Source organism: Methylibium sp. Pch-M, from assembly GCF_004136295.1.
Taxonomy (GTDB): domain Bacteria; phylum Pseudomonadota; class Gammaproteobacteria; order Burkholderiales; family Burkholderiaceae_C; genus Methylibium; species Methylibium petroleiphilum.
Genome location: NZ_CP029606.1, coordinates 992581 through 1011052, shown reverse-complemented (window position 1 = coordinate 1011052; position 18472 = coordinate 992581). Strand labels below are relative to the sequence as shown.

The following is an 18472-nucleotide window of genomic DNA, read 5'->3' as shown; positions in this document are numbered from 1 at the left end:
TGCCGTCCGCATGAAGCAACTGCCCTTGCAGCTCGGGTCCGGCCCGGCGCAGAGCTTCGAGAACTTCGCGGTGGGCGCCAATGCGGCGGCCGTCGGCGCCGTGCGCGCGGCATCGGCCTCGCCGACCCCGCTCTACCTGTGGGGGCCGGCCGGTGCCGGCAAGACCCACCTGCTGCGCGCGCTGGCCCGCGAGGCGTCGGCGCGCGGACAGCGCGTCGGCGTCTTCGCTGCGTCGCTCGGGGCGCCGTGGCCCTGGGGCGAGGGCTTCGACCTGGTGCTGCTCGATGGCTGCGAGGATTTCGATGCCGCCCGGCAGCACGCCGCCTTCGCGCTGTTCGTCGAGGCCGCGACGCACCGTGTGCCGGTGGTCGCGGCCGGGCGCCTGCCGCCGATCGACCTGCCGGTGCGCGAGGACCTGCGCACGCGCCTGGGCTGGGGGCCGGTGTTCCAGCTGCTGCCGCTCGCCGAGGCGGACATGCGCCTCACGCTCCAGCGCGAGGCGGAGCGTCGCGGCATCGCCCTGTCCGACGACGTGACGGGCTACCTGCTGACGCGCTTCGCGCGCGATCTCGGCTCGCTGATGGCGCTGCTGGACGCGCTGGACGAATTTGCGCTCAGCGAGCAGCGCGCGGTCACTGTGCCCCTGCTCAAGCGCATGCTGGCCGAGCAGACCACGAAGGAAGGTGCATGAATCTCTGCCTGTTCGATCTCGACCACACGCTGCTGCCGCTGGATTCCGACCACGCCTGGGGCGAGTTCGTCGTGGCGCTGGGCTGGGCCGACGGTCCCGAGCAGCGGCGCGCCAACGACGCCTTCTATGCGCAGTACCAGGACGGCACGCTCGACATCGCGGCGTACGTCGAGTTCGCCACCCGCGCATGGCGGGGGCGCCCGGCGGCCGAGCAGGCCGCCGCCCACGAGCGCTTCATGCGCGAGCTGATCCGCCCGGCGATCCGGCCCGAGGCGCTGGCACTGGTGCGCGAGCACCAGCAGCGTGGGGAGCTGACGGCCATCGTCACCGCGACCAACGAGTTCGTCACCCGGCCGATCGCGGCCGCCTTCGGCGTCGAGACGCTGATCGCGGTGGAACTCGAGCGCGACGCGGCCGGTGCCGTCACCGGCCGCATCCACGGCACGCCGTCGTTCCGCGAGGGCAAGACGGTGCGTGTGCAGCAGTGGCTGCACGGCCTGGGCCGGCGTGTGCAAGACTCCGAGCGCGTCACTGTCTACAGCGACTCGACCAACGACCTGCCGCTGCTCGAGCTCGCGACCCACCCGGTCGCGACCAACCCCTCGCCGGCGCTCGAGGCGATCGCCCGTGAACGCGGGTGGCCCCTACTGAAACTGTTCCCATGATCAAGAGACTCATCAACAAGCTGCTCGGCAAGGGCGACGACGGCGAACCCAGCGCCGCCCGCCCCGGCAAGGGCCAGGCCAAGGCCGGCAAGCGCGTCGAGGTGGCGCAGGCCGAGCACGGCATCGACCCGGCGCTGGTCGACGACCGCGCGCTGAAGGTGGTGGCCACGCTGCACGAGGCCGGCTACGAGGCCTACATCGTCGGCGGCGCGGTGCGCGACATGATGCTGGGCCTGCGGCCCAAGGACTTCGACGTCGCCACCAACGCCACGCCGGAGCAGGTGAAGGGCCTGTTCCGCCGCGCCTTCATCATCGGGCGGCGCTTCCGCATCGTGCACGTGGTCTACGGCCGCGGGCGCGAACACGAGGTCATCGAGGTGTCGACCTTCCGCGCCTACCTCGACGCGGCTGCGGCCGAGCAGGTGGCCGGCAACGAGAAGACCTCCAAGGCCGAGCTGTCCGGCAAGAGCCACGTGGTGGACGCCAGCGGCCGCGTGCTGCGCGACAACGTCTGGGGCCCGCAGCACGAGGATGCCGCGCGGCGCGACTTCACCGTCAATGCGCTCTACTACGACCCGCAGACGCAGATCGTGGTCGACTACCACGGCGGCATCGCCGACGCAAAGAAGCGCGTGCTGCGCATGATCGGCGACCCGGTCACGCGCTACCGCGAGGACCCGGTGCGCATCATCCGGGTGGTGCGCTTCGCGGCCAAGCTGGGCTTCGAGATCGAGCCCAAGACGCGCGCGCCGATGCGCGACTGCGCGGCCCTGCTCGAGGCGGTGCCGATCTCGCGGCTGTTCGACGAGATGATCAAGCTGCTGCAGACCGGCCATGCACTGGCCTCGATCGCCCAGTTGCGCAAGCAGGGCCTGCTCGGGTCAGGCCCCGACGCGCCGGGCATCTTCCCGCTGCTCGACGCGGTGCTGGCCGACGCCGGGCGCAACCCCGCCCGCGCCGCCTTCATCGACGCCGCGCTGGCCGACACCGATCGACGTGTCGGCGAGGACAAGCCGGTCGCACCGAGCTTCCTGCTCGCCTGCCTGCTGTGGCACGAGGTGCTGGTGGGCTGGGAGCGCGCCAAGGCCCAGGGCGAGCCGCCGTTCCCGGCGCTGCAGCTGGCGATCGACGGCGTGTTCGACATGCGCATCGGCGACATCTCGGGCCGCGGCAAGCTTGGTACCGACATGCGCGAGATCTGGATGATGCAGCCGCGCTTCGAGCGCCGCAGCGGCAGCACGCCGCTGAGCCTGGTGGAGCAGCCGCGCTTTCGCGCCGGCTTCGACTTCCTGCGCCTGCGCGCCGACACCGGCGAGGTGGCGTCCGAGCTCGCCGAGTGGTGGGAAGACTTCTCGCTCGGTGACGATGAGGAGCGGCGCGCCCTGCTCGAGCTGGCGCGCGAGCAGGACCAGGGCCGTCGCGCGGCCGGCGGCGGCGCGAGCCGCAGCGGTGCACATCACGCCAGCAGCGGCAGCGGTGAGTCCGCTCCGGCCGGCGCCGTCGACGCACCGGCGAAGAAGCGCCGGCGCCGGCGCCGCAAGCCGGCCGGTGGCGCGACCAGCGGCGAGGTGCCGGTGGGCGCGTCGGCGGGCGACGGGGACGCCTGAGCATGACGGTGCTGCGGCGGGCCTACGTCGGCCTCGGCGCCAACCTGGGCGATGCGCGGCTCACGCTGCAGGCCGCGCTCGACGCCCTGACGGCGCTGCCGGACACGCAGCTCGTGGCGGTCTCTTCCCTGTACCGCAGCGCGCCGATCGATTCCAGCGGCCCCGACTACCTCAACGCCGTCGCGGCGCTGGACACGGCGCTCGAGCCCCACGCGCTGCTGTCCGCGCTGCAGGCCATCGAGCAGGTGCACGGCCGCGAGCGCCCCTACCGCAACGCGCCGCGCACGCTCGACCTCGACCTGCTGCTGCACGGCGATACGCGCCTCGACACGCCGACGCTGACGCTGCCGCATCCGCGCCTCCACCAACGTGCCTTCGTGCTGCGCCCGCTGGCCGAGATCGCGCCGGCGCTGGCGCTGCCCGGCCGCGGCGCTGTGGCGGACTGGCTGCCGGGTGTCGCCGACCAGGCCGTCGAGCGCTGTCCCTCCGACTGAAAGCCGCGCATGAACCTGTCCTTGCCCATCCCGCTGCAGACCATCCTGCTGCTCACCGCATCCAACGTCTTCATGACCTTCGCGTGGTACGGCCACCTGAAGAACCTGGCCGACCGGCCCTGGTACGTGGCCGCCTTGTTGAGCTGGGGCATCGCCCTGTTCGAGTACATGCTCATGGTGCCGGCCAACCGCATCGGCGCGCAGCAGTTCAGCGTCGGTCAGCTGAAGATCATCCAGGAGGTGGTGACGCTGAGCGTGTTCGTGCCGTTCGCGGTGTTCTACCTGCGCGAGCCGCTGAAGCTCGACTACCTGTGGGCCGGCCTGTGCCTGGTGGGTGCGGTGTACTTCATGTTCCGGTCGTCATGAGCGCTGCGGTCGGGATGCGCTTCGCGCACGTGGTGGTGGAAGGGCCGATCGGTGTCGGCAAGACCACGCTCGCCCGCACGCTGGCGGCTCACTGGGGCGCGCGGCTGGTGCTGGAGCAGCCGGCCGAAAACCCCTACCTCGCGCGCTTCTACGAGCACATGGGGACGCCGCAGGGCCGCGGTCGCGGCAACCCGTTGGCGCTGCAGACCCAGCTGAGCTTCCTGTTCCAGCGTGTCGAGCAGATGAAGGAACTGGGGCAGGGCGGCATGTTCGACCACGGCGTGGTGAGCGACTTCCTGTTCGCCAAGGACGCGATCTTCGCGATGCTCACGCTGGGCGACGAGGACCTCGCGCTCTACCGCCAGATCTACAAGCGTCACAGCGCGCAGACGCCGCAGCCCGACCTGGTGATCTGGCTGCAGGCGGAGCCCGACGTGCTGATGGCGCGCATCCGTCGCCGCGGCATCGAGATGGAACGCCACATCACCGAGGACTACCTCGGCTCGCTGTGCCGCGGCTACGTGCGCTACTTCGCCAACCACCGGGGCGCGCCGGTGCTGGCGATCAACACCGAGGTCTTCCACCCCAGCGAGAACCCGGCCGACTTCCGGCAGCTGCTCGATCGCATCGATCGCTTCGAGGGCCCCTTCGAACTCTTCGACCCGCCGGATCCGCCCGGTCGAGGTGCCGACGGACAGATCGGCGACACCGTTGCCGGGGGTCTGATCGAGCTGTGACAGTAATGTGACAATCCGCCTCGCGCGGCGCCGGCCCTCGGCGCCGCACCTGCATCTGGAGCGTCCATGCTGTTCGGCAAGCTGCTGCCGCGTGAAGGCAATTTCTTCGAGCTGTTCAACCAGCACGGCGAGCACATCGTCGAGGGCGCGCGCGCGTTCATTGGCATGATCGAGCACTACGGCGACGCCGTCGAGCGCGAGCGCTACGCCGAGGCCGTGATCTCCGCCGAGAAGAAGGCCGACAAGGTGACCGCCGAGGTCAACCGCCTGCTGCACAAGACCTTCATCACGCCGCTCGACCGCGAGCAGATCCACGGCCTGATCAACGCGATGGACGACGTGCTCGACCTGCTGCAGGACACGACCGAGACGATGAGCCTCTACGACGTGCGCCGCATGACCGAGGAGACGCTGCGCCTGGGCCAGCTCAGCGCCCGCTGCTGCGAGCGGGTGCGCGACGTGGTGGCCCTGCTGCCCCGCATCAGCGAGCCGAGCGCGGTGGAGGCGGCGATGAAGACCTGCGAGGAGATCGACCACCTCGAGAGCGATGCCGACCGCGTGATGCGCTCGGCCATGAGCAAGCTGTTCCGCGAGGAGCCCGACGTGCGCGAGCTGATCAAGCTCAAGGCGATCTACGAGATGCTCGAGTCGATCACCGACCGCTGCGAGGACGTGGCCAATCTGATCGAGGGCATCGTCCTCGAGAACTCCTGAGACCGTCCGTGGAGGCGGTCCAAATCAGCTTCTGGGTCGTGGCATTGCTGGTGCTGCTGGCGATCGCGTTCGACTTCATGAACGGCTTCCACGACGCGGCGAACTCGATCGCCACCGTCGTGTCGACCGGCGTGCTCAAGCCGCAGCAGGCGGTGGTGTTCGCGGCCTTCTTCAACTTCGTCGCGATCTTCGTGTTCCACCTGTCGGTGGCGGCGACCGTGGGCAAGGGCATCGTGCAGCCCGGCATCGTCGATCCGAACGTGGTGTTCGGCGCGCTGGTCGGCGCGATCGCCTGGAACCTGATCACCTGGTACTACGGCATCCCGTCGTCGAGCTCGCACGCGCTGATCGGCGGCATCGTCGGTGCCGTGATCGCGAAGGCCGGGCCCGACGCGCTGGTGCTGGCCGGCGTGATGAAGACGGTCGCCTTCATCCTCGTCTCGCCGCTGCTCGGTTTCGTGCTCGGCTCGGGCCTGATGGTGCTGGTGGCCTGGATGTTTCGCGGCAAGACACCGCTGCGCATCGATCGCTGGTTCCGCCGCGCCCAGCTGGTGTCTGCCGGCATGTACAGCCTGGGCCACGGCGGCAACGACGCGCAGAAGACCATCGGCATCATCTGGATGCTGCTGATCGCCTCGGGCTACGCGGCGGCCGGCGACACGTCACCGCCGTGGTGGGCGATCTGGTCCTGCTACATCGCGATCGCGCTCGGCACCATGTTCGGCGGCTGGCGCATCGTCAAGACCATGGGGCAGAAGATCACCAAGCTCAAGCCGGTGGGCGGCTTCTGCGCGGAGACCGGTGGGGCGATCACGCTGTTCCTCGCCACCGGCATGGGCATCCCGGTGTCGACCACGCACACCATCACCGGCGCGATCGTCGGTGTGGGGTCGACGCACCGCCTGTCGGCGGTGCGCTGGGGCGTCGCAGGTCGCATCGTCTGGGCCTGGATCTTCACGATCCCGGCCTCGGCGCTGATCGCGGCGGTGTTCTACGGGCTGAGCCTGCTGGTGTTCTGAGCTCACGCCGATGAGGCGCGACGCGTGCGCCGTGCCTCAGGCGCTCACTTCTTCTCGGCCAGCGACTTCAGGTTCGCCAGGCCGGCCTGGTAGACGCCGGTCACCGCCTTGACGGCGGCTTCGTCGTTCTGGTCCGGCGGCGGGTCGTTGTTCGGGAAGCCGCGGTAGAAGGCGCCGCGCCATTCGACGGTGCTCTTGGCGCCGTCGCCGCTGACCGTGATGGTCGACGTGTAATTGGTGACCGGCAGCGCGCCGCCATCCTTGGCGCGGTAGCTGTAGCTCTTGCCCTCCGCGTTGTAGCGCTCGAGCGACTCGACGAGGCCGCCGCCGCCCTTGATCTTGATGGTGCGCACCGAGCCCTCGGCGTTGCCCTTGTCGGCCGGGCTCTCGGCCACGGCGGGATGCCACTTGGCGAGCGCGTCGAAGTCCTTGATCTGTGCCCACACCGCATCGGCCGGCGCGTCGATCGTGATCTTCTCGACCACCTTCTGGCGCGTCGGGCCGTGGGCCAGCGCCACGCTGGACGCCAGTGTCAGTGCCGCGAGGGCGAGCCACCGTGAAAACATCGAAAGTCTCCTGTCTGTTGGGGAATCCAGGATGCAGGGCAGGCGCCCGGCATCGCTTCAGGGTGCGGCCGGCGCGCCGACGAAGGCGCCGAAGCCGCGCGGGTTGCTGCCGGTGTTCACGCGGCGCAAGAGCTGTCCGGTGGCCGCATCGAGCACCGAAACATTCTCGTCCATCCAGTTCACCACCAGCATGCGGTCTCCTGCGGAGGCTACGCCTTCCGGGTAGCCGAAGCCCGTCAGGGTCTGTACCAGCGTGAGTGTGTCGGGATCGACCACCGACACGGTGTCGTCGCGCTGATTGGTGACGTACAGGCGCCGGCCGCCCTGGGCCAGCGCGGCGCCGTAGGGCGCCTTGCCCACCTTCACGCGGCCGATCACGCGCGGCGCTGCCACGTCGCGCACGTCGATGGCCGTCAGGTCGTCGCTGTAGACGTTCAGCGCGTAGAGCCGCTGGCGCGGGCCGTCGAGCAGCAGCGCGAACGGGTGTTCGCCGACCGGCACGCGCGCCCGCACGGAAGCGCTGGCCACATCGACCAGCGCCACGAGGTTGTCGTCGCGCTCGGCCACGTAGACGGTCGCGCCGTCGGCCGCCACCGCCACGCCGGCCGGCGCGCGGCCCAGCGGCACGCGCAGGGTTTCCCGGTGCGTGGCGGTGTCGAAGCCCAGCAGGTGCCGGCCGAACCAGTCGGCCACATAGACGCGCCGGCCGTCGGCCGAGGCGTCGATGCCGACCGCGCCCTGGCCGGCCGGCAGCGTGTCGATCACGCGCTGCGTGCGCATGTCGATCACCGACACGGCGTTGCTGTCCGGCGCGGTGACGAACACCTTGCCGACCCGCCCGACCGCCACCACGCCGGCCGGCGAGCGGGCCACCGGGATGGTCGCCGTCACGCGGTCGCTCGCCAGATCGATCACCGACACGCTGTGATCGCCCTGGTTGGTGATGTAGGCATAGGGTGCGGCGGGGGAGGCCGACGCCAGCAGCAGCAGCGCCAGCAGCGCGATCGTGCGCGGTGGGGTGGCCGCAGCAGGCAGGGAAGGGGAAGGCATGGCGGGACGATAACAACGCTCGCCGCCGCCCTTTCAAAGTCCTGCCGTGCCGAAGGGCTGTCGGTGGCGCTGCGGTCATCGAAACGTCATGCGCCGGACGCCGGCGCGTCATCGGCCGGCGTGACCATGGCGGTCCATGCGATGGGCGTCTCTTTCCTTCCGAACCATGGGCACGCGGGTGGCGGCCCCGTCGGTCACCGCACACTTCGAGCCCCTCGCGTCGCCGCTGCCGCCGTCGGACGACGAGGGGGAAGGGCGTTTGCGGGTCCGCAGCGTCTGGGTCTCCGACGTGCACCTGGGCACGCCGGGCTGCCAGGCCGCCGCATTGCTCGACTTCCTGAAGGCCGTCGACAGCCGCCACCTCTACCTCGTCGGCGACATCATCGACGGCTGGCAGCTGCGGCGCAGCTGGTACTGGCCGCAGGCGCACAACGACGTGGTGCAGAAGCTGCTGCGCAAGGCGCGCAAGGGCACCCGCGTGGTGTTCGTGCCTGGCAACCACGACGAGTTCGCGCGCAAGTACCTCGGCCACAGCTTCGGCGGCATCGAGGTGGTGGACGACTGCGTGCACACCACCGTCGACGGCCGGCAGCTGTGGATCACCCACGGCGACCACTTCGATGGCGTGATCCAGTGCGCCAAGTGGCTCGCCTACGTGGGCGACTCGGCCTACGAGTTCACGCTGCGGCTGAACCGGCACTTCAACTCGCTGCGGGCCCGGCTCGGGTTGCCGTACTGGAGCCTGTCGAAATACCTGAAGCTCAAGGTCAAGCGCGCGGTCAGCTTCATCGGCGACTTCGAGCAGGCGGTCGCGCGCGAGGCGCGCCGGCGCGGCGTCCAGGGGGTGGTCTGCGGCCACATCCACCACGCGGAGCTGCGCGACATCGACGGCATCCTCTACGCCAACGACGGCGACTGGGTCGAGAGCCTCACCGCGCTGGTCGAACACCTCGACGGCCGGCTGGAGATCCTGGACTGGAGCGACCGCGCCGGATGGGGTGCGCAGGCTGCCGGTGACGCCGCGACGGTGCCGCTGGGTGCCGGCGCGGCCGCCGGCCGCGGGGTCGCCGCATGAAGCTGCTGCTGGTCACCGACGCCTGGCATCCGCAGGTGAACGGCGTCGTCACGACGCTGGTCGAACTGGTGGACGGCTTGCGCCAGCGCGGGCACGAGGTCGAGGTGATCGACCCCTCGGGCTTCCGCCGCTTCGCCTGCCCCGGCTACCGCGAGATCGAGCTGGCGTGGCGCCCCGGCGCCGAGGTGGCGCGCCGCATCGACGCGGCCGGCGCCGATGCGATCCACATCGCCACCGAAGGGCCGCTCGGCGGCGCGGCGCGCCGGCACTGCCTGCGGCGCGGCCTGGCCTTCACCACGGCCTTCCACACCCGCTTCCCCGACATCTTGGCCAAGGCGCTGCGGGTGCCCTCGAGCTGGAGCTATGCCTGGTTCCGCCGTTTCCACGACGCCTCCAGCGGCGTGATGGTGCCCTCCGAGGGCATGCGGCAGGAGCTCGCGGCGCGCGGCTTCCGCCACCTGCGGTCGTGGTCGCACGGCGTCGACCTGCGCCTCTTCACGCCGGTGGCGGGCAGCGAGTTCGACCTGCCGCGGCCGATCTTCCTGTATGTCGGGCGGGTGTCGTACGAGAAGAACCTCGAGGCTTTCCTGCGGCTCGACCTGCCCGGCAGCAAGCTCGTCTACGGCGTCGGCCCCGTCGAGGCGACCCTGCGGCGCCAGTACCCGCAGGTGCACTGGCGCGGCGTCGTGCCGCGCCGCGCGCTGCCGTCGATCTACAGCGCGGCCGACGTGTTCGTGTTTCCGAGCCGCTCCGAGACCTTCGGTCTGGTGATGCTGGAGGCCATGGCCTGCGGCACGCCGGTGGCGGCCTACCCGGTCGCGGGCCCGCTCGACGTGGTCGGCGACTCACACGGCGGCGTGCTGCACGAAGACCTGCGCACCGCCGCGCTGCGCGCGCTGGAGCTGCCGCGTGCGGGTGCGCGGGCGCGTGCCCAGCAGTTCGACTGGTCCTCGGTGTGCGACCAGTTCATCGACCTGCTGGTGCCGTCAGAACTGCAGCAGCAGCCCGGCCTGGATCACCAGCGGGTCGAGCTTCGCGTCGGCCTTGACGGGGGCGCCACCGAGCGCGGGCAGGTTGCCGCTGGCGGTGGTCTTGAGGAAGAGCTTCTTCACGTCGACGAACAGGCCCAGCGTCGGTGAGAGCTTGTAGTCCACGCCAGCCTGCAGCACCGAGCCCCAGGCGTTGTCGACCGTGAGGCCGGCGACCGCACCGTCCTTCTCGTCCATCACGAGGTAGTACACCGCACCCGCGCCGAGATAGGGCTGCAGCCTGCCGCCGGCGTTGAACTGGTACTGCCCGGTCAGCGCCAGCGGCCCGTACTTCATCTCCCCCAGCCGCCCGAAGGCCGCGGCGCTGCCGGTGCCGTCGATGTCGGTGGTGGGCGGGATGCCGACCGTGAGGCCGGCCGACCATTCGGGAGTGAAGCGGTAGCCGATCTCGGCCAGCAGGGTCGTGTCGTCCGACAGCCTGGCGCCGGCGCCGGGGACCGGCGCGCCGCCGATGCTGAGGGTGATCTGCTCGTGGAAGGCGATGCGGCCGGGGCCGACGCGCAGTCGCCAGTCTTCGTCGGCCGCGAGGGTGGCCGTCGCGACGCTGCCGAGCAGGCCGAACGCGACAAGGGCACGGCCGATGCGGCCTTGGGTCTCGAGTTTCAACGGACGCTCCGATCTTGTTGTTGCAATTCCCGTGGCGAATCAGGGCGGGTGACAGCACGCCCGCGGCTCCCGCCGCTGCCCCGGCGTGGCCGGAACCGGGCAGATCATAGGGGAAGCCATCGACGCGGCCGAAGCCTGCCCGAGCCGGCTGTCACGGTGCTTGCGGCGCGCTGCGGTGGGCTGCGCTTCACGCTCTGTCGCCGCAACCGAGGCGTGCTGAACGGTTGTTCCACCCGCCGATCACTGTGTGACAGGTGGAACGGAAATGTGTCATGGGCCGTGGGAACACATGCTTGCGACCCCCCTTGGTGTTATCCCTTGTTTCCTGGGCTCGGGCTGCTCATTCGCCCCTTCGTCTGCGCCATTGCGGCGCAGACGGGCCTCTTCGGCGCGGGTTGAGCAACTGGCATAGCGATTGCGCGCTAACCCCTGCGGTTTTGGCCGCGACATGTCGAAACTGATCCAAGACCTTCCCATAACGAGGAGACACCATGACGAAAAAGACGATGGCTCACACCCTTGTCAAACGCTCGCTCATCGCTGGCGCCGTGCTGGCGACGGCCGGCGTGGCCAGCGCCCAAAGCAATGTGACGATCTACGGTCGCATCGACACGGGCGTCGAGTACCAGGACAAGGTCGCGACCGGCACCGGTGACAGCTCGCGCACGTCCCTGGCCAATGGCGGCATCCTGCCGAGCATCTGGGGCTTCCGCGGCAATGAAGACCTCGGCGGCGGCCTGAAGGCCGTGTTCAACCTCGAAGGCGACTTCGACGGCAGCACGGGCGGCACGCGCTTCGGCGGCGGCCTGCAGCTCTTCGGCCGTCAGGCCAACGTCGGCCTGTCCGGCGACTGGGGCACCGTGCTGCTGGGTCGCCAGTACAGCCCGGCGATCCTGGCCGACCTGGGCACCGACCCGCGCGGCTTCAAGGAATCGTTCTCGTCCCTGCTGCCCTACGCCCTGACGCAGAACCCGGCCGGCAACGGCGTCACCGGGAACAACTTCCTCGGGATCTTCACTGGCAACATGATCTCGTACACCAACGCCTTCGGCCCGGTCACGCTGCGTGCCGGCTACGGCCTGGGCGAGGTGGCGGGCGGCGGCTCCGAGGGCAGCACCGTGGCCTTGGGTCTCACGTACGCCGGTCCTGTGACCGTGTCGGGCTCCTACCAGCAGATCAAGGGCATCGCCTCGGGCGACGCGGAGAGCAAGCGCTTCTCCCTCGGCCTCGCGGTTCCGTTCGGTGCGCTGACCGGCAAGGTGTACTACGCGAAGGCCGAGACCGACGATGCGGCGGGCGCCAAGATCTCCGACTCCGATTACTTCGGCGTCGGCGTCGATTGGGCGTGGAATCCGCAGAACACGATGACCGTGGCTTTCTATCACGGTGAAGACGACGTGTTCACCGGCAAGTCCAAGGACCTCGTGATCAGCAACGACTACGCCCTGTCGAAGCGCACGACCCTGTACGCGCAGTTCGTGTACTCGGATGTCGACACCGGCGCGAACCCCGCCCTGTCGATCGCCGCGGACCGTGGCCCGATCCCCGGCGAGAAGACCAAGATCCTGGGCATCGGCATCAAGCACGACTTCTGATCGACCGTGTGAGCACCCCGACGCGTCGGGGTTCTGTCGAGGGGCTGCATCCGCAGCCCCTTTTTTGTTGGCCGCGCGCCGGTTCGTCCGCCGCAGGACACGGGACTGTCACGAATCTGCCTCATGTCTTTCATAGACTCTGGAAATGAGCGCCCTCCCGAAGTCCACCGTCGAGCCGGTGATCCCGCCGCCGCCGCCGCTGCTCAACCGTGAGCAGGCCATCCTGGAATTCAATCGCCGTGTGCTGGCCCAGGCCCTGCGCGAGGACGTGCCGCTGCTGGAGCGGCTGCGCTATGTGTGCATCGTCTCGTCCAACATGGACGAATTCTTCGAAGTGCGTTTCGCCGACTACCTGGAGGCGTCCCGGCTGCCCGGTTCGGGCATCACCTCGCGCGAGATGGCGGAGGTGGCCGCCGCGGCCCATGCGCTGATCGATGCGCAGTACGCCGCCTTCAACGAGGTGGTGATGCCGGCCCTGCAGCGCGAGGGCATCGTGGTGCTCAACCACGCCGAGCGCGACGCCGCACAGCGCCAGTGGGTCGACGGCTTCTTCCAGCGCCAGGTGCGGCCGCTGCTGGTCCCGGTCGGCCTGGATCCGGCCCACCCCTTCCCGCAGGTGGCGAACAAGTCGCTCAACTTCATCGTCAAGCTCGGCGGGCGCGACGCCTTCGGGCGCGACAACTCGATCGCCATCGTGAAGGTGCCGCGCGTGCTGCCGCGCGTGATCCGCCTGCCCGAGCCGCTGGCCGGCGGCCGCCAGGCCTTCGTGCTGCTGTCCAGCGTGATCCGCGCCCACCTCGAGGAGCTGTTTCCCGGCCGCACGGTCGAGGCCTTCTCGCAGTTCCGCGTGACGCGCGATTCCGACCTCGACGTCGACGATGACGTGACCAACCTGCGCCAGGCGCTGCGCTCCTCGCTGTCGACGCGCCACTTCGGTCAGGCGATCCGGCTCGAGGTGGTGGCCACCTGTCCGGAGGAATTGAGCGAGTTCCTGCTGCAGCAGTTCGGCCTGCCCGATGCGGCGCTGTACCACGTGAACGGGCCGGTGAACCTGGTGCGGCTGAACCAGCTGATCGACCAGGCCGAAGCCGACGCGCTGCGCTTCCCCCCCTACGAATGGGCGTGGCCGAGAGGGCTGCCGCGCGGCGAGGGGGCCCAGGGCTCGATGTTCGAGCGCCTGCGCCAGGGTGACGTGCTGATGCACCACCCCTTCGAGAGCTTCGAGCCGGTGGTGCAGCTGCTGCGCGAGGCGGTGCACGACCCCGACGTGCTGGCGATCAAGCAGACCATCTACCGTACCGGCGCGCAGTCGGTCCTGATGGACCTGCTGCTCGAGGCGGCGCGGCGCGGCAAGGAGGTGATGGCGGTCGTGGAGCTGAAGGCACGCTTCGACGAGGAGGCCAACATCAACTGGGCCGAGCGCCTGGAGGCGGTCGGTGCGCAGGTTGTGTACGGCATCGTCGGCCTGAAGACGCACGCCAAGCTGCTGCTGATCACACGCCGCGAGGCGGGTGCTCGCGGCCCGCTGCTGCGGCGTTACGGCCATCTGTCGACCGGCAACTACAACCCCAGGACGGCGCGCCTCTACACCGACATCGGCTGCCTGACGGCCGACGGCGGACTGACCGCCGACATCGACCTGGTGTTCCAGCAGCTCGCGAGCCTGACGCGCGGCAAGGCGCCGAAGCAGTTGCTGCTCGCGCCGAGCAGCCTGCACCGCCAGATGCTGCGATTCATCCAGCGCTGCACCGAGGCGGCGCGCAGCGGCCAGGCCGCGCGCATCGTCGTGAAGATCAACTCGCTGACCGACGAGCCGCTGATGCTGGCGCTGGCCGAGGCCTCGCAGGCCGGCGTCGAGATCGACCTCGTCGTGCGCGGGGCCTGCATGCTGCCGCCGGGCCTGCCGGGGTTCACCGAGCGTGTGCGCGTGCGTTCGGTGGTGGGGCGCTTCCTCGAGCACACCCGCATCCTGTACTTCCGTTGGGGGCCATCCGACGACGACGAGGTGCTCTACCTGTCGAGCGCCGACTGGATGACGCGCAACATGATGCGCCGCATCGAGGTGGCCTGGCCGGTGCGCGATGCGCGCGACCGGCAGCGCGTGATCGACGAGTGCCTGCTGCCCTACCTGCACGACCGCCGCGACGCCTGGCGCCAGCTCGCCGACGGTCGCTACGAGCGCATCGGCGCCGACGGGCCCAGCGCCCAGCAGGCGCTGATGACGCGCTACCACCCGGCCTGAGCGCGCCTCCGGACGCGGCATGGACCTGATCCTCTGGCGTCACGCCGAAGCGCACTTGCTGCGCGAGGGGCAGACCGACACCCAGCGGGCGCTCACCGCCAAGGGCGAACGGCAGGCGCAGCGCATGGCCGAGTGGCTGAACCAGCGCCTGGCCGAATCGACGCGCGTGCTCGTCAGCCCGGCCTTGCGGGCCCAGCAGACGGCGCGCGCGCTCGACCGCAGCTTCAGGACTGTCGCAGCGCTCGCCCCCGAGGGCACGCCCGACGACCTGCTGGCCGCGGCGCGCTGGCCCGACTCGAACGAGCCGGTGCTGGTGATCGGCCACCAGCCCACGCTGGGCTTCGTGGCGGCGCGGCTGCTGGCCGAAGCCGAGCGCTACTGGTCGATCCGCAAGGGCGCCGTCTGGTGGTTGCGGCACCGAGAGCGCGAAGGCGTGGTGCAGGTCGTGCTGCAGGCGGTGCAGGGGCCCGACCTGCTCTGAACGGAAGCGGCGGCGCTCAACCGTCCGTGCGGACCGCCAGCTTCAGGCGGCCGGCCCGTTCCCAGGCACGCACCTCCTCGCCCAGCAGGTGCATCGTGCGGGGATGGCCGTCGGCCCAGGCGCGGTCGATGCGGAGCAGCGCGCCGTCGTCGGTGCGCCGCAACGCCACCACCCGCTCCGGCACGTCGTTGCGCGCATGGCACAGCAGCGCCGCGAGGCGCAGGCTGAGCACCGGCCACAGCGTGGCCTCCTGATCCAGCGTGGAGTCGAGCTTGCGCAGGCTGCCGCGGTGGCCGAGCACCAGCTCGGCCACGCGCCGCTGCTGGCTCTGCGAGAAGCCCGGCGCGTCCACGTGCGCCAGCAGGTAGGCGCTGTGGCGGTGGTGGTCGTGGTGCGACACCGACATGCCGATCTCGTGCAGCGCGGCGGCCCAGGCCAGCTCGCGCGCAGCCTCGGTGTGGCCGTTGCGCGGCGTCGAGGTGCTCCGGTACAGCGAACCGGCCAGGCGCTGCACGCGCGCGGCCTGCGAAAGGTCGCTGCCGAAGCGGCGCTGCAGTTCGTGCACCGAGGTGTCGCGCATGTCCTGCCGGTGCGTGTGGCGGGTCGGGGCCTGCGCCGCCTCCAGGCGCTCGGCCAGGTCGAACAGCACGCCTTGGCGCAGGGCGCCGCGTGCGGGCTGCAGCGCGTCGATGCCGAACTGCAGCGCCAGCGTGTAGAGGATCGACAGGCCGCCGCCCAGCACCGCGCGGCGTTCGGGCTTGAGCCCCGGCAGGTCCAGCGCATCCTGGTGACCGGCGGCAAGGCAGGTCTCGATGCACCAGCGCAGACCCACCGGCGTGATGACGCCGTCGCTGATGCCGTTGGCCGCCAGCAGCTGCGACACCGCACCCACCGTGCCCGAGGAACCCAGCGCCTCGATCCACTGCCCCGGGGCGAAGGGCTGCAGCGCCTCCTCGAGCTCGGCGCCGGCCGCCACCTGCGCGGCGCGGAACGCGTCGGCGGTGAAGCGGCCGTCGGGGAAGTAGCGCATCGACAGGCTCACGCTGCCGACCTGGAAGCTCTCGGCCTGGCGCGGCGTGCGGCCCTGGCCGAGGATCATCTCGGTGGAGCGGCCGCCGATGTCGATCACGATGCGCGGCCGCTCGCTCGGCTGCAGCCGCGCCACGCCGGCGAAGATCAGGCGCGCTTCCTCGCGGCCCGAGATGACCTCGATCGGGTGGCCGAGCACCGTGCGTGCTCGCGCCAGGAAGGCGTCGCGGTTCCGGGCCTCGCGCAGCGTCTGGGTCGCCACGGCGCGCACCTGGGCCGGTGCAAAGCCGCGCAGCCGCAGCGCGAAGCGCGCCAGGCAGGCCAGGCCGCGCAGCTGCGCCTCCTCGTTCAGGCGGCCGTCGGCGTCGAGCCCGCCGCCGAGGCGCACGGTCTCCTTCAGGTAGTCGATGCGCTTGTAGCGGCCCCGGGTCAGCTGGCCGATCTCGAGGCGGAAGCTGTTGGAGCCGATGTCGATGGCGGCCAGCGGGGCGGCTTCTGGGAACTCGGGCAGGGCGTTCGTCGGCATGGTCGGGATTGTCCCTGCAATCGGTGACGCTGCCCCCAATGCGGCAGGGCCGGCAGCCTCTTCCTAGAATCCGCCGCACCCCGACACTGGAGCGAACGATGCTGAAGCAGGACTTCGACAGCCTGAACCCGACCCGTGAGTTCAGCCGACGCGATTTCGTCGCCACTTCGCTGGGTTCGGGTTTCGCCGCCGCGGTGCTGCCGGTCTCGGCGCAGACCGTCACCACCGACACGGCGGGATTGACGGCCGGACCGGTGAGCATCCCGGTCGGTGGTTTCGCGCTGCCGGCCTACCGCGCCGCGCCGGCCGGCAAGGGCGACCTGCCCATCGTGCTGGTGATCAGCGAGATCTTCGGCGTGCACGAGCACATCGCCGACGTCGCGCGGCGCTTCGCGAAGCAAGGCTACCTCGCGATCGCGCCCGAGATGTTCGTGCGCCAGGGCGACGCCAAGGCCTACAGCGACATCCCGAAGCTGATCGCCGAGGTGGTGTCGAAGAAGGGCGACGCCGAGACGATGCAGGACCTCGACGCCACCGTCGCGTGGGCGGCCGCGAATGGCGGCAACCGCGCCAGGCTCGGCGTCACCGGCTTCTGCTGGGGCGGGCGCATCACCTGGCTCTACACCGCGCACAACCCGCAGGTGAAGGCCGGCGTGGCCTGGTACGGCCGCCTGGTCGGCGAGGCCACGCCGCTCGCGCCGAAGCACCCGGTCGACGTCGCCGGCAGCCTGAACGGCCCGGTGCTCGGCCTCTACGGCGAGAAGGACGGCGGCATCCCGCTTGACACCGTTGATAAGATGAAAACTGCTCTGGCGGCCGGGAACGCCGCGGCGAAGCAGTCGATGTTCGTCGTCTACCCCGACGCGCCGCATGCCTTCCATGCCGACTACCGGCCGAGCTACCGCAAGGAGGCGGCCGACGACGGTTGGAAGCGCTGCCTGGCCTGGTTCAGGGCGAACGGCGTGGCCTGATCCGGCCGCCGGCCCCCAGAGCGAGCCGCGCCTTCGGGCGCGGCTTTGTTTTGCCCGACGACGCACACTAGCGGACCGAGCAGCGAGCGAGCGAGAGTGAGAGAAGAAAGAAGAACATGTCGATGACCCTGTTGTGGATCGTGCTGGCCACCTTCGCCGGTGGCGTGCTGTCGGTCGTGATCGCGGCCGGCCTGACGGTCTCGGTGCTGTCGCTGATCGTGCGCCACCTGGTCAGCCTGTCGGCCGGCGTGCTGCTCGGCACCGCGCTGCTCAAGCTGCTGCCCGAGGCCTTCGAGACCGGCGGCTCGCCGCAGGCGCTGTTCGCCACGCTGCTCGGCGGCCTGCTGTTCTTCTTCCTGCTCGAGAAGGTCGAGCTCTACCGCCACAGCCACCACCACGAGGGCGATGGCCACCACCACCACCACCACTTCGATGCCGAGCAGGCCGGCCGCGGCGGCTGGAGCGTGCTGCTCGGTGACAGCATCCACAACTTCTGCGACGGCGTGCTGATCGCCACCGCCTTCCTCGCCGACCCGCACCTGGGCGTGGCCACCGCGGTGGCGGTGATCGCCCACGAGATCCCGCAGGAGGTGGGCGACTACATGGTGCTGCTCAACGCCGGTTTCTCGCGCGCCCGCGCGCTGGTCTACAACGCGATCTCCGGGCTCGCGGCAGTGGTCGGCGGTGTGCTGGGCTACTTCGTGATCCAGCCCTTCGATCCCTGGGTACCCTACCTGCTGGTGATCGCCTCCAGCAGCTTCATCTACGTGGCGGTGGCCGACCTGATCCCGCAACTGCAGCGCCGGCTGGCCTGGCGCGAGACGCTGACCCAGCTCGCCTGGCTGGCCGCCGGCCTGGGCGCGATGGCGCTGATGTCCACGCTGACGGACGAGCACCATCACGCCAGCGGCGAAGCGCACCCAGAGCACGCGCACGAGGCGGCCGCCGCGCCGTCCCCGGCCGGATCGGCCGAGCCGGCGCGCTGAGCC

Annotated in this window: 18 protein-coding genes and 1 pseudogene; 15 read left to right on the top strand and 4 right to left on the bottom strand. The window is 70.4% G+C overall.

Translation table 11 applies throughout. The annotated features are described in order from the left end of the window. Window positions 1-10: 10 nt before the first annotated feature. The 8 genes from hda to C1M51_RS04710 all read left to right on the top strand — a co-directional run bounded on the left by hda (window position 11) and on the right by C1M51_RS04710 (window position 6293). On the top strand, window positions 11-691 hold the full coding sequence (gene hda, locus C1M51_RS04745) for a DnaA regulatory inactivator Hda (RefSeq protein ID WP_129448465.1): 681 nt from the start codon (window positions 11-13) through the stop codon (window positions 689-691). Continuing rightward, entirely contained in the window at window positions 688-1356 is a 669-nt protein-coding gene (locus tag C1M51_RS04740; RefSeq protein ID WP_129448464.1) for an HAD family phosphatase, read from the top strand. The genes hda and C1M51_RS04740 overlap by 4 nt, the downstream gene beginning before the upstream one ends. Then, window positions 1353-2963: a polynucleotide adenylyltransferase PcnB gene (pcnB, locus tag C1M51_RS04735; protein WP_129448463.1), complete on the top strand. Its 1611-nt coding sequence runs from the start codon at window positions 1353-1355 to the stop codon at window positions 2961-2963. The genes C1M51_RS04740 and pcnB overlap by 4 nt, the downstream gene beginning before the upstream one ends. A 2-nt stretch (window positions 2964-2965) precedes the next feature. Then, the gene (gene folK, locus C1M51_RS04730) at window positions 2966-3457 is read left to right on the top strand and encodes a 2-amino-4-hydroxy-6-hydroxymethyldihydropteridine diphosphokinase (protein WP_129448462.1); all 492 of its coding nucleotides are present in this window, start codon (window positions 2966-2968) and stop codon (window positions 3455-3457) included. A gap of 9 nt (window positions 3458-3466) precedes the next feature. Then, the gene (locus C1M51_RS04725) at window positions 3467-3823 is read left to right on the top strand and encodes a DMT family protein (protein ID WP_129448461.1); all 357 of its coding nucleotides are present in this window, start codon (window positions 3467-3469) and stop codon (window positions 3821-3823) included. Further along, window positions 3820-4560, top strand: a complete 741-nt coding sequence (locus C1M51_RS04720; protein WP_242499973.1) for a deoxynucleoside kinase — start codon at window positions 3820-3822, stop codon at window positions 4558-4560. Before C1M51_RS04725 ends, C1M51_RS04720 begins: the two co-directional genes overlap by 4 nt. Window positions 4561-4626: 66 nt before the next feature. Continuing rightward, window positions 4627-5274: a DUF47 domain-containing protein gene (locus C1M51_RS04715; RefSeq protein WP_011830592.1), complete on the top strand. Its 648-nt coding sequence runs from the start codon at window positions 4627-4629 to the stop codon at window positions 5272-5274. Between the two features lie 8 nt (window positions 5275-5282). Continuing rightward, entirely contained in the window at window positions 5283-6293 is a 1011-nt protein-coding gene (locus tag C1M51_RS04710; protein WP_011830591.1) for an inorganic phosphate transporter, read from the top strand. A gap of 44 nt (window positions 6294-6337) precedes the next feature. Here C1M51_RS04710 and C1M51_RS04705 read toward each other — a convergent pair whose 3' ends face one another. Together C1M51_RS04705 and C1M51_RS04700 are read right to left on the bottom strand one after the other, a co-directional pair. Beyond that, window positions 6338-6859, bottom strand: coding sequence for an SRPBCC family protein (locus tag C1M51_RS04705; protein WP_129448460.1), 522 nt, complete (start codon window positions 6857-6859; stop codon window positions 6338-6340). A gap of 57 nt (window positions 6860-6916) precedes the next feature. After that, window positions 6917-7909 carry a YncE family protein gene (locus C1M51_RS04700; RefSeq protein WP_129448459.1) on the bottom strand — a complete coding sequence of 331 codons (993 nt, stop codon included), beginning with the start codon at window positions 7907-7909 and terminating at the stop codon, window positions 6917-6919. A gap of 166 nt (window positions 7910-8075) precedes the next feature. Between C1M51_RS04700 and C1M51_RS04695 the strand changes: the two genes are divergently transcribed. Both C1M51_RS04695 and C1M51_RS04690 read left to right on the top strand, forming a co-directional pair. Next, a complete protein-coding gene (locus C1M51_RS04695; protein WP_242499972.1) occupies window positions 8076-8984 on the top strand; it encodes a UDP-2,3-diacylglucosamine diphosphatase in 909 nt (302 codons plus the stop codon). Beyond that, entirely contained in the window at window positions 8981-10123 is a 1143-nt protein-coding gene (locus C1M51_RS04690; RefSeq protein ID WP_129448457.1) for a glycosyltransferase family 1 protein, read from the top strand. The genes C1M51_RS04695 and C1M51_RS04690 overlap by 4 nt, the downstream gene beginning before the upstream one ends. Here the strand turns inward: C1M51_RS04690 and C1M51_RS19230 are convergent. Further along, window positions 10034-10639 (bottom strand): annotated as a pseudogene (locus C1M51_RS19230) (OmpW/AlkL family protein); the annotation flags it as partial. The gene C1M51_RS04690 and the pseudogene C1M51_RS19230 sit on opposite strands and share 90 nt — an antisense overlap. A gap of 491 nt (window positions 10640-11130) precedes the next feature. Here C1M51_RS19230 and C1M51_RS04680 point away from each other — a divergent pair. From C1M51_RS04680 to C1M51_RS04670, 3 genes are all read left to right on the top strand, one after another. Then, window positions 11131-12234: a porin gene (locus C1M51_RS04680; protein ID WP_129448455.1), complete on the top strand. Its 1104-nt coding sequence runs from the start codon at window positions 11131-11133 to the stop codon at window positions 12232-12234. A gap of 145 nt (window positions 12235-12379) precedes the next feature. Continuing rightward, the gene (ppk1, locus tag C1M51_RS04675) at window positions 12380-14476 is read left to right on the top strand and encodes a polyphosphate kinase 1 (RefSeq protein ID WP_129448454.1); all 2097 of its coding nucleotides are present in this window, start codon (window positions 12380-12382) and stop codon (window positions 14474-14476) included. 19 nt (window positions 14477-14495) lie between these two features. Next, entirely contained in the window at window positions 14496-14957 is a 462-nt protein-coding gene (locus C1M51_RS04670; protein ID WP_129448453.1) for a histidine phosphatase family protein, read from the top strand. A 16-nt stretch (window positions 14958-14973) separates the two neighbouring features. Here C1M51_RS04670 and C1M51_RS04665 read toward each other — a convergent pair whose 3' ends face one another. Next, on the bottom strand, window positions 14974-16512 hold the full coding sequence (locus tag C1M51_RS04665; RefSeq protein WP_129448452.1) for a Ppx/GppA phosphatase family protein: 1539 nt from the start codon (window positions 16510-16512) through the stop codon (window positions 14974-14976). A 98-nt stretch (window positions 16513-16610) separates the two neighbouring features. Between C1M51_RS04665 and C1M51_RS04660 the strand changes: the two genes are divergently transcribed. Next, the gene (locus C1M51_RS04660) at window positions 16611-17483 is read left to right on the top strand and encodes a dienelactone hydrolase family protein (protein ID WP_129448451.1); all 873 of its coding nucleotides are present in this window, start codon (window positions 16611-16613) and stop codon (window positions 17481-17483) included. Between the two features lie 122 nt (window positions 17484-17605). Then, window positions 17606-18469 (top strand): ZIP family metal transporter, encoded by an 864-nt coding sequence (locus tag C1M51_RS04655; RefSeq protein WP_165349731.1) that lies wholly within the window; start codon window positions 17606-17608, stop codon window positions 18467-18469. The last annotated feature ends 3 nt before the right edge of the window (window positions 18470-18472 follow it).